The organism is Mycobacterium sp., assembly GCF_025933915.1.
Taxonomy (GTDB): Bacteria; Actinomycetota; Actinomycetes; order Mycobacteriales; family Mycobacteriaceae; genus Mycobacterium.
Genome location: NZ_JAICZA010000154.1, coordinates 1 through 11,200 on the forward strand (window position 1 = coordinate 1; position 11,200 = coordinate 11,200).

Annotated in this window: 9 protein-coding genes and 1 pseudogene; 6 read left to right on the top strand and 4 right to left on the bottom strand. The window is 69.2% G+C overall.

Annotated elements, in window-relative coordinates; translation table 11 throughout:
- Nucleotides 1-908: FCD domain-containing protein (locus tag Q0W90_RS19820; protein ID WP_297776095.1), on the bottom strand; the 908-nt coding region annotated here is incomplete at its 3' end.
- 22 nt (nucleotides 909-930) lie between these two features.
- Entirely contained in the window at nucleotides 931-2,124 is a 1,194-nt protein-coding gene (locus Q0W90_RS19825; protein ID WP_297776097.1) for a thiolase family protein, read from the bottom strand.
- Between the two features lie 62 nt (nucleotides 2,125-2,186).
- Between Q0W90_RS19825 and Q0W90_RS19830 the strand changes: the two genes are divergently transcribed.
- A complete protein-coding gene (locus Q0W90_RS19830) occupies nucleotides 2,187-2,522 on the top strand; it encodes an OB-fold domain-containing protein (protein WP_297599375.1) in 336 nt (111 codons plus the stop codon).
- Between the two features lie 22 nt (nucleotides 2,523-2,544).
- Here Q0W90_RS19830 and Q0W90_RS19835 read toward each other — a convergent pair whose 3' ends face one another.
- The gene (locus Q0W90_RS19835) at nucleotides 2,545-4,722 is read right to left on the bottom strand and encodes an acyl-CoA dehydrogenase (RefSeq protein ID WP_297776100.1); all 2,178 of its coding nucleotides are present in this window, start codon (nucleotides 4,720-4,722) and stop codon (nucleotides 2,545-2,547) included.
- Between the two features lie 169 nt (nucleotides 4,723-4,891).
- Nucleotides 4,892-5,659, bottom strand: a complete 768-nt coding sequence (locus tag Q0W90_RS19840) for an SDR family NAD(P)-dependent oxidoreductase (protein WP_067246748.1) — start codon at nucleotides 5,657-5,659, stop codon at nucleotides 4,892-4,894.
- Nucleotides 5,660-5,772: 113 nt separating this feature from the next.
- Between Q0W90_RS19840 and Q0W90_RS19845 the strand changes: the two genes are divergently transcribed.
- The 5 genes and pseudogenes from Q0W90_RS19845 to Q0W90_RS19865 all read left to right on the top strand — a co-directional run.
- The gene (locus tag Q0W90_RS19845) at nucleotides 5,773-7,314 is read left to right on the top strand and encodes an ATP-dependent DNA ligase (protein ID WP_297776103.1); all 1,542 of its coding nucleotides are present in this window, start codon (nucleotides 5,773-5,775) and stop codon (nucleotides 7,312-7,314) included.
- Between the two features lie 81 nt (nucleotides 7,315-7,395).
- On the top strand, nucleotides 7,396-8,922 hold the full coding sequence (locus tag Q0W90_RS19850; RefSeq protein ID WP_297599372.1) for an Hsp70 family protein: 1,527 nt from the start codon (nucleotides 7,396-7,398) through the stop codon (nucleotides 8,920-8,922).
- 14 nt (nucleotides 8,923-8,936) lie between these two features.
- Nucleotides 8,937-9,602, top strand: coding sequence for a nitroreductase family protein (locus Q0W90_RS19855; RefSeq protein WP_297599380.1), 666 nt, complete (start codon nucleotides 8,937-8,939; stop codon nucleotides 9,600-9,602).
- 13 nt (nucleotides 9,603-9,615) lie between these two features.
- A complete protein-coding gene (locus tag Q0W90_RS19860; RefSeq protein WP_297698515.1) occupies nucleotides 9,616-10,443 on the top strand; it encodes an oxidoreductase in 828 nt (275 codons plus the stop codon).
- A 139-nt stretch (nucleotides 10,444-10,582) separates the two neighbouring features.
- Nucleotides 10,583-11,200, top strand: a pseudogene (locus Q0W90_RS19865) (acetyl-CoA C-acyltransferase); the annotation flags it as partial.

An 11,200-nucleotide genomic window follows, 5' to 3' on the forward strand; every position in this document is an offset into this window, starting at 1 on the left:
ACCGCCTCGCGGAGCACCGCGCGGCTCACCCGGTAGCGCTCCAGCAGGGCCGTCTCGGTGCCGAAAACCGACCCCACGTGCCAGCCGCTGGCGGCGATGTCGTCACCGATGGTGACGGCCAGCAGTTCGGCGAGCTTGCCCCGCGGCGCCTCGACATCGAGCCGGCGCCGCCGCTTGCGTCCCCGGCTCTTGTCGCCGGGGTGATGCTGCTGCAGCCAGGCGGTGACCGCCTCGACGTGCCGCTCGGACAGCGTCTTGGCACGCGCCGAATCACCGGCCGTGACGGCCGCGACGATCTTGGAGTGGTGGGCGTGCAGGTGATCGACCGCCTCGATGGCCTCGGTCGCCGAGTCCGTTCGCGACGCCAACGCGTAGCGCGTGGTGAGTCTCATCAGGACGTTGATAAACAGTTGCAGCACCGGGTTTTTGGATTGCTCGGCCAGCGCCATGTGGAACTCGTCGCGCGGAGCCGGTAGACCGGGCTTCCACTGTTCCTCGGCGTCCAACACCGCTCGCAGCCGCGCGATCCCGGCTTCGTCGATGCGCTCGGCGGCGAGCGAAGCCGCCAACGGCTCGAGCACGAGACGCGCGTTGAGCAGGTCGCCCAGTGTGGTGCCCAGGTATTCGAGATAGATGACGACGGCGCGGGTGGCGGGCCCGGCGTCCGGCTCACAGATGTACAAGCCCCCGTTGGGGCCGCGGCGCATCCGGGCGACCTGGTGGTGTTCGACCAGGCGAACGGCCTCGCGCAGCACCGACCGGCTCACACCGAAGCGCTGTTGCAGAGCGAGTTCGGATCCCAGCGACTCGCCGACGGCCCAACCGCGGCGGACGATATCCGCTTCGATGTCCCGCGCGAGGATCGAAGCCAGCTTGTCCGCGTGGCCGGTTTTCGGCTCCCCACTCATTTGAGCTCAACCACGCTCTGGCTCAACAGGTGAGCAGCATGCACCCCGCGACGGGCCCCCCGCCGACGGACACCACACCGACTTCCGGGCGGCGCGACACCTGCCGCTCCCCCGCGTCACCGCGCAATTGCAGGCATCCTTCGTGCAACGCCCAGTAGCCATGCATGCGCCCCGCCGACAGTTGACCGCCGTAGGTGTTCAGCGGCAGCACGCCGTCTCGGGCGATCCGCGCCCCGCCGTCGACGAACGGTCCGGCCTCGCCGTCGCCGCACACCCCGAGAGCTTCCAGCCATGCCAGCGTGAGAAACGTGAATCCGTCGTACAACTGGGCGACGTCGAGGTCGGCCGGCTTCAGCTCCGTCCGCGACCACATCTGCGCCGCGGCATCCGACATCGCCATCTTCGGATAGTCGTCGCGGTGAAACCAGCCACCGGCGCCGTCGGATCCGCCGATCGCCTCCACTTTCACTGCGCGGTGCGGACAGTCGGCGGCGTACTCCGCACGGGACACCACCACCGCGATCGAGCCATCGATCGGCACATCGCAGTCCAGCAGCCCCAGCGGGGTGGATACCAGTCGCGCGCCCAGGTAGTCGGCCATCGTCATCGGGTCGCGGTACACCGCACGGGAATTCAGCGCGGCGTTGCGCCTGCCGTTGAGCGCCACCCACCCGAGCTGCTCTTTGGTGGTCCCGTACAGCTCCATGTGGCGACGGCAATTGAGCGCCAGCCAGTTGGCGGCGGAGTAGGCGTGGGCCGCCACCAGATCGTTGACGTCATCCATCGCGCCGACGGCGGGCTTCGGCTCACCTTCGGGTGTCTCGAACATCCGCGCCAGCGGCGGGGCGGGGGCGTTCTCGTCCTGCTTGACCGGGACGGTGCCGCCGAGCATTTGGATCGTCCGGTACACCACCACGTGCCGGGCGCGGCGTTCGGCGACCGCGCGACATGCCGACATCACCGGGGAAAGCAGGCCGCCGGTGCCGAACCCAGACCCGCAGTCCGCGGCCTCGATGCCCAGCTGGGCGTTGACGTCTTCGGCGGGTGTGTCGCCCAGCGTCGCGATGCCGTCGATGTCGGTCGAGGTCAATCCCGCGTCTTCGATGGCGGCACGCACCGCCTCCATCGTCAGCTCCACGCCCGGAATGCCGGTGCGACGGCCGATCCGGGAGATCCCGATGCCGGACAAGATCGCGTCTTTTTCGAAATGCGTCATGCACACCGCCCGTCAGACCACACCGTCGCCGCGTCGAATCAATAGAGTGTACTGTATTCGTCGTGTCAGACGGGCCGCTGCTCATCGAGTACTGCGACGACTGTGCGCGCTGGGTGCATCCGGCGAGCGGCGAATGCCGCGAGTGCGGGGGATCGCTGGTCGCACGGGAGGTCTCCGGGCGCGGCACGGTGTTCACCTACACGGTCAACCACCACCCGTACAACCCGGAGATCCCCACCCCTTACGTCATCGCCATCGTCGAACTCGCCGAACAGAGCGGTCTCCGGGTGGCGGCCAATATCGTTGACTGCGAACCGGATTCGGTGACCTGCGGGATGCCGGTCGCGCTCCGCCCGGAGCGGGGTAGCGCCGGCGCACCGCAGTTCGCGCCGGCTTGATTGGCGCGAGCAGACGCAGAGGTTAGTTGATCAGCGGGTCGCGCGGCATGCCGAGAATCCGCTCGGCGATCTGATTGCGGGTCACCTCCGAGGTGCCGCCGGCGATCGCCATGCCGCGGGCTCCCATCATCAGCCGGCCGGCCAGGGCGCCCGGCCCGTCGAGCAGTGCGACCTCGGGGCCCAGCAGCGCCGCCATGATCGCGGCGCCTTCCACCATGTGATCGGCCAGCTTCAGCTTGGTGACGTTGCCCTCCGGGCCCGGGCCCGCGCCCTCGACGCTGCGCGCGACGCGCCGCAGGTTCAGTAGCCGCAGTGCGGTTTCCCCGGCGAGGTATGTCCCCACCCGAATTTGCCCGCCCGCCAACCGATCCGGTCGTTCCTGGGTCAGCTGCACCAGTTGCGCGGCCAGCCCTTCGTAGAACGACCCGCTGCCGCCGATGCTGACCCGCTCGTTGCCCAGCGTCGCGCGTGCGACCGTCCAACCGGAGTTGGGCGTTCCGACGACATCTTCGTCGGGCACGAACAGGTCGTTGAAGAACACCTCGTTGAAGTCCGAACCGCCGGTGATCTGTCGCAGCGGGCGTACCTCGACCTCGGGCGCCTTCATGTCGACGATCACCGTGGTGATGCCGGCATGCTTGGGGGCGTCGGGATCGGTGCGCACCGTGGCCAGGCCGCGCGCGCAGTAGTGCGCACCGCTGGTCCACACCTTCTGGCCGTTGATCTTCCAGCCACCCTCCACCCGGGTGGCGCGCGTTTTGATGGAGGCAGCGTCGGAGCCGGCGTCGGGCTCGGAGAACAGCTGGCACCAGATCTCGTCCTTGCGCAGCGCCTTCTCCACGAATCGTTCGATCTGCCAAGGCGTTCCGTGCTGGATGAGGGTCAGGATTACCCAGCCGGTGATCCCGTAGTCGGGCCGCTTGATTCCGGCCGCGCGGAACTCCTCCTCGATCACCAGTTGCTCGACCGCGTCGGCCGCGCGCCCCCACGGCTTGGGCCAGTGCGGCATCACGTAGCCGGTCTCGATCAGCTTGTCGCGCTGGGCCTCCTTGTCCAGGGCGGCGATCGCGGTGGCGTCGGCGCGGACGCTGGTGCGCAGTTCCTCGGCCTCGGGCGGCAGGTCGAGGCTGTTTTCGCGGACGGCGCCGGCGGCGGTCCGCTCGAAGACGTCGGCGGCCGGTGCGTCGCCGCCGAACAGTGCCGTGGTCACCACCGCGCGACGCAGGTGCAGATGCGCGTCGTGTTCCCAGGTGAATCCGATGCCCCCGTGCACCTGGATGTTGAGTTCGGCGTTGCGGACGTAGGCGGGGAACGCCAGCGCCGCGGCCACCGCGGCGATGAGACGGAATTGCGCCTCGTCCGCCGAGGTGTCCTCGCCCGCCGCGCGTGCGGCGTCCCAGACGGCGGCGATCCCGGACTCGGCGCCAACGAGCATGTTCGCGCAGTGATGCTTGACCGCTTGGAATGTGGCGATGGTGCGCCCGAATTGCTGCCGCACCTTCGCGTAGTCGACGGCGGCGTCGACGCAGTCCGACGCACCGCCCACCGCCTCGGCGGCCAGCAAGGTTCGCGCCAGGGCCAGTGCCGATTGCCGCGCCCCTGCCAGGATGTCGGCGTCGGACACCCGCACGTTCTGCAGACGAACCCGCCCGGATCGCCGTGTCGGATCGAAGTTTTCCGGCACCTCGACCGAGACACCCTCGCGGTCGCGCTCGAGCACCAGCACGTCGTCGCCCGCGGCGATCAGCAGCAGCTCGGCAAGCCCGGCACCCAGCACGATTCCGGCCTCACCATCGGCGACGCCGTCGGCGATCCGTACCTGGCCGTCCAGGCCGGTGCCCGCGGTGACGGTTCCGTCGACCAGGCCGGGCAGCAGCCGCGACTTCTGTTCGGCCGTACCGATTTTGGCGATCACCGCGGAGGCGATCACGGTGGGCACGAACGGTCCCGGCGCCACCGCGCGACCGAGTTCTTCGATCACGACCACGAGTTCGGGGAGCCCGAACCCTGAGCCGCCGTACTCCTCATCGACGTGCAGGCCGAGCCACCCCAACTCGACCAGGTTCTGCCAGAATCCGGGGCGCGGTTCGTCGGAGGCGTCGAGCAGCGAGCGCGCGGCCCAGCGCGCCTTTTGCGCGGTCAAGAACCCGCGAGCCACGTCGGCGAGTTCACGATGGTCGTCGGTTAGTGCGATACCCATGAGGGCCCTCCTCGCGCCGCATGCCAGCCGGGTGTGATCGCCCCGCTCCCCCTCTGACCGCTGCGCGGTCCGCGGAGCCGAAGCTGGGTGCCTGCCCCGCTTCGAGGGGAAGCGGGGCGGCTGCCTAAAGAGTGTACTTAATACGGGGAGGGCCCCAACCGGGGGGCGTCTACTTGGGCGCGAACCGCTGCCCGGCGTCCAGCCGCAGGCATTGGCCGTTGAGCATCGGGTTGTCCACGATGGCGGCCACCAGCTTGGCGTACTCCTCGGGACGGCCCAGGCGCTTCGGGAAGGCCGCGTCCTTGGTCAGCGCCGCCGCGAATTCGTCCGGAATGCCCTGGGTCAGACCCGTCGCGAAGAGGCTCGGGGCGATCCCCAGCACCCTGATGCCCACCGAGCCCAGGTCACGGGCCATGGTCAGGCACATGCCGGCGATCCCCGCCTTGGCGGCGGTGTAGGCGACCTGCCCGATTTGACCTTCGAAGGCCGCGATCGAAGCGGTGTTGATGATGACGCCGCGCTCCCCGGTGTCGGGGTCCTCGGGCTCGTTCTTGGCCATGTGTGCGGCGGCCAGCCGGCTGATGTTGAAGGTGGCGATCAGGTTGAGGTCGATCACCGACTGGAAGGATTCGAGGTCGTGCGGGCCGGACTTGGTCAGCGTCCGCTTGGCGATACCGCCACCCGCGGTGGTGATCACGACATGCAGGCCGCCGAGCTTGTCGACCGCGGCCTGCAGCGTCTCCTCGGTGCCGGTGAAGTCGGTGACGTCGACGGGGTAGAAGGTACCGCCGATGCCTTCGGCAACCGTCTTACCGTCGGAGCCCTCGCGGTCGAGCACCGCGACGTCCGCGCCGCGTTCGTGCAGCAGTTCGGCGCTGGCACGACCCATTCCCGACGCGCCGCCGATGACGACGACCTTCTTCCCGTTGATCTCCATCCGGACCTCCCATTTTTAGGCTTGTCAGATTCCATGCAATCTGTAACGTTACGTAGGCACGCTAGCGTGTCCGCTCCGGGCGGTTGTCACCGAGCCATGCCAAGCTGGCAAACGTGCTCCTTCTCGACGTGGCAACGACGTCAATCGACGTCGGGAGCACGTCGTCGCGGCTGAAAAAGGTCGCCCATATCGCCGACCTGCTGGGGCGGGCCGCACCCGACGCCACCCTGGTCACGATCGTCGTGTCCTGGCTTTCCGGCGAGTTGCGGCAACGTCAAATCGGCGTCGGTTGGGCGGCGTTGCGCTCGCGCCCGCCGCCGGCCCGCGACGCCACGCTGACCGTCGGCGGCGTCGACGCCACCTTCTCCGAGATCGGCGCCGTGGCCGGCAAAGGCGCACAGGCTCGCCGCGCCGCACTCCTGGCCGCCTTGTTCGCCGCCGCCACCGAAACCGAGCAGACGTTTCTGGTCCGGCTGCTGGGCGGCGAACTGCGCCAGGGCGCGCTGGCCGGGATCATGGCCGACGCCGTGGCCAGCGCCGCCGGCATCCCCGCCGCCGTGGTGCAGCGGGCCGCGATGCTGGGCGGGGATCTGCCGGCGGTGGCCGCGGCGGCGCTGTCCGGCCCCTTGTCCGGCTCCGCGGCCGCCCTGGACGCCTTCACCCTGCGGGTCGGCCGGCCGGTCGGCCCGATGCTGGCCCAGACCGCGACGAGTGTGGCCGACGCGATCGAACGCCACGGCGGGCAGGCGATTTTCGAAGCCAAGCTGGACGGGGCGCGAGTACAGATTCACCGCGCCGGTGACGAGGTCACCGTCTACACCAGAACCCTCGACGACGTCACCGCCCGGCTGCCCGAAGTGGTGCAGGCGACGCTGGCACTGCCGGTCGACGACCTCATCGCCGACGGCGAGGCGATCGCGCTGCGGCCGGACAACCGGCCACAGCGCTTCCAGGTCACCGCGTCGCGATTCGGCCGCTCGGTCGATGTCGCCGCAGCCGTTGCCGCGCAGCCACTTTCGGTGTTCTTCTTCGACATCCTGCACCGCGACGGCGTTGACCTGCTCGACGCGCCGACCACCGACCGGCTGGCCGCCCTGGACGCGTTGGTCCCGCCCGCGCAGCGCGTCGATCGGCTGCTCACCTCCGACCCGGTCGAAGCGCGCGGGTTCCTGGACGCGACGCTGGCCGCCGGTCACGAGGGCGTGCTGGCGAAGGCGCCGGGCGCGCCGTATCAGGCGGGTCGCCGCGGCGCGGGCTGGCTGAAGGTCAAGCCGGTGCACACGCTGGACCTGGTGGTGCTCGCGGTGGAGTGGGGATCGGGGCGTCGCCACGGCAAACTCTCGAATATCCATCTGGGCGCGCGCGACCCGATCACCGGCGAATTCACCATGGTGGGAAAGACTTTCAAGGGCATGACCGACGCCATGCTGGACTGGCAGACTGCCCGGTTCGGCGAACTGGCCATCGGCGGCACAGACGGTTACGTCGTGCACGTGCGACCCGAGCAGGTGGTCGAGGTGGCCCTGGACGGCGTGCAGAAATCGTCGCGCTACCCCGGCGGGCTGGCGCTGCGGTTCGCTCGCGTCGTGCGGTATCGCGACGACAAGGGCCCCGCCGAAGCCGACACCATCGATGCCGTGCGCGCGCTGTACTAAACGAAGCCTTCCGAACAGGTGCTGGACGCGCCGAGCGAAAAGGTCGTGCCCAAGCCCGCGACCCGGTCCTAAGCTTGCGCGATGAGAGTCGGCATCGACTTCGGCACCACCCACACCGTCGTCGCGGCCGTCGACCGAGGCAACTATCCGGTCGTCTCCTTCGACGGCGTGGACACGTGGCCGTCGATCGTCGCGGCCAACGGCGCCGGGGAGTTGCGCTTCGGCGCCGACGCCGCCGCCGTCCGGCACGATCCGGGATGGTCGGTGCTGCGCTCGTTCAAACGCCTGCTCAACGACGCCGGGCCGCAGACCGAGGTGCGGCTGGCCGGCCGTGACCACCGCCTGGCCGAGCTTCTGACCGGCTTCCTGGCGCAGCTGAGAACCGACCTGCAGCGGCACTCGAACGCCACCCTGGCCGCAGGCGAACCGATCGAAGCCGCGATCAGCGTGCCGGCCAACGCGTCGAGCGCGCAGCGCCTCCTGACACTGGACGCCTACGTGGCCGCGGGTTTTAGCGTCGTGGCCCTGCTCAACGAGCCGTCCGCGGCCAGCCTGGAATACGCCCACCGATACCGCTCCACCATCACCACCAAACGCGAATACATCCTCATCTACGACCTGGGCGGGGGCACGTTCGACGCCTCGCTGCTGAAGATGACCGGGCACGCGAACGAGGTCGTCATCAGTGAGGGCATCCAACGCCTCGGCGGTGACGACTTCGACGAGGCGATCGTCGAGCTGGTGCTGGCCGGCGCGGACCTGCCCGGCATCGACGCCGCCACACGCGACCTGTTGGCCGAAGAATGCGCCGCGCGCAAGGATGCCGTCGGGCCGCAGACGCGCCGCTTTCTGGTGGACCTCTCCCCCCTCGACCGGCCCCCGTTCTCCTGTGCCATCGACGACGTCTACGAGGCGTGCGCGCCGCTCGTCGACCAGACGATGACGCTGCTCGACCGGGTTCTGCGCGACCCGGCGCACGGCCGCAAGGACGTGGACCTCTCGGAGGTGGCGGGCATTTACGTCGTCGGCGGGGCCGGCGGGTTCCCGCTGGTGTCCCGGATGCTGCGCAGCACCTTCGGCGAGAAGCGGGTCAAACGCTCGCCGCACCCCTTCGCCGCCACGGCCATCGGTCTTGCCGTATTTCTCGACAACGAGTCGGGTTTCGCTGTGTCCGAACGCTTCTCGAGAAATTTCGGGGTCTTCCGGGAGGCCGAGGCCGGTGCGGGGGTCGTCTTCGACCCGATTGTGTGCAAGGACGTCTCGCTCCCCGACGACGGGCGAACCCCGCTCGTGGTGAAGCGGAAATATCGAGCGGCGCACAACATCGGACACTTCCGGTTCGTGGAGTGCAGCCGCCTGGTCAACGGGCGCCCCGACGGTGACGTCACGCCGTATGACCCCGTGCTGTTTCCGTTCGACCCGGCTCTCTACGACCGGGAGGACCTCGGGTGTCAGCCGGTCGGCCGCTGGGAAGAGGGGCGGGACGGACCCGATGTCGAGGAGCGCTACGTCATCGCCCCCAGCGGTGCGGTGGAAGTGACCTTGACGACGCAGCCGGCCGGGTTCGAGCGTACGTTCCGCCTTCAGCGGTGCGCGACGGCCAGTTGATGAGCCACCCCGCCATGCAGCTGTACGACGTGATGCGAACGACGTTCGCCGCAAGGGAATTCACCGACGACCCCCTGCCCGACGAGGTGCTGGCGCGCATCTTCGACAACGCCCGGTTCGCTCCCAGCGGGGGCAACAGGCAGGGGGCCCACGTCACCGTGGTCCGCGACGAAGCGGTCCGGCACGCGCTGGCCGAGTTCGGTGTGCCCGCCGCGCGCCGCTACTTCGCGCAGCTGCAGGCGGGTGAAAACCCCTGGAATTCAATCTATCCCAGCGGGGTGCCGCAAGAGGTCATCGATGAGACGGAGATCCCCGACACGTTTGTGGCCCCGATCGCGAAAGCGCCTGTGGTCCTTGTCGTCTCGGTCGACCTGACCGTCGTCGCCGCCATCGATCAGCATCTGGACCGCGTCGGCGTCGCCGGTGGCGCGTCGGTGTATCCGCTGATTTGGAACATCTTGCTCGCCGCGCGAAGCGAGGGCTACGGCGGCACCATCACGACGATGGCCATCGCGGCCGAAGAACGCGTCCGCCGGCTGCTGGGCATCCCCGAGTTGAACGCGGTCGCCGCCGTCGTGCCGCTCGGCAAACCGGTGCGGCAGCTGACCAGGTTGCGCCGCCGGCCGGTCGCAGAATTCATCACTCGTGATCGATTCGACGGCCCTCGATTTGGAGAGTGAGGCGGGAATTCTCATGTCCACATGGCTCATCACCGGGTGTTCGACCGGACTCGGTCGCGCACTCGCCGAGGCCGTCATCGGGGCCGGCCACAACGCCGTCGTCACCGCACGTGACGCCGCCACGGTCGCCGGCCTGGCCGAGTCGGCACCCGAGCGGGTGCTCGCGGTCGCCCTCGATGTCACCAAACCCGCCCAGGTCGCGTCGGCCGTGCAGCAGGCACGAGAACGGTTCGCCCACATCGACGTGCTGGTCAACAACGCCGGCTACGGTTATCGCGCCGCGGTCGAGGAGGGCGGCGACGCCGACGTCCGCGCGTTGTTCGAGACGCACTTTTTCGGCACCGTCGCCATGATCAAGGCCGTGCTGCCCGACATGCGGGCCCGCCGCCGCGGCGCGATAGTGAACATCTCCTCGATCGGTGCCCAGCTGACCCCGGTGGGATCCGGCTACTACTCGGCGGCCAAGGCGGCGATCGAGGGCATGAGCGGGTCCCTTCGGGGTGAGCTTGCGCCGCTGGGTATTTCGGTGACCATCGTCGAGCCCGGTGCCTTCCGCACCGACTTCGCCGGGCGGTCGCTGATCCAGTCGGCCACAGTCATCGACGACTACGCCGCGACCGCCGGGCAGCGTCGCAAGGAGAACGACACCATGCACGGCAACCAGCCCGGCGACCCCGCGAAGGCGGGCGACGCGATCATCGCGGCCGTCGAATCGCCTGAACCCCCGGCATTTCTGCTGCTTGGTCCCGACGCGCTGGCCGCCTATCGCTACGTCGCGGACGCGCGGGCCGGCGAGATCCGCAACTGGGAAGGGCTCACCAGCAGCACCGACTTCGGCTGAGCCCTAGCCGCGCCCCCATAAAACACGAGAACAGCTTTGCGAATTTGGAGAAGATAGTTCTCCATAGCCGAGAGACGAATTACGATCGGTGGTGACCTGAGCCGCTCCACGACGATCGGAGTCCGCCATCGACGCCTGGATTCTCGACGCGGTACGCACGCCCCGCGGGCGAGGCCGCCCCGACGGCGGGCTGCACGCGGTTCACCCACAGGCCCTGCTCGCCCGCTGCCTCGCCGCGCTGGGCGAGCGGACCGACTTCGATCCGGTCGACGTCGATGACGTGATCGCCGGCAACGGCATCCTCAGCGGGGATCATGGCGACGACATCGCCCGGCTGGCGGTGCTGTTGGCCGGCTGGCCGGAGACGGTTCCCGGGATGACGTTGAGCCGCTTCTGCGGCTCGGGCCAGCAGGCCGTCACCGTTGCCGCGGCGGGCATCGCCGCGGGCAGCGAGGATTTGGTGATCGCCGGCGGCGTCGAGTCGATGTCGCGGTGGGGCGTCACGGCCGGAGTCCCGACGATCGACGGCAACAACCCCGAGCTTCGTGCGATGTACCCTACTGTCCCACAAGGTATTTCGGCTGACCTGATCGCCACCCTGGAGGGATTCGGCCGCGAGGTCGTCGATGCCTACGCCACGCAGAGCCAAAGCCGCGCCGCCGCGGCCATCGAGGAGCGCCGCTTCGATCGATCCCTGATCGACGTGCCGACGCCCGACGGCCGGGTGGAACGCGACGAGCATCCCCGCCCGGGCACC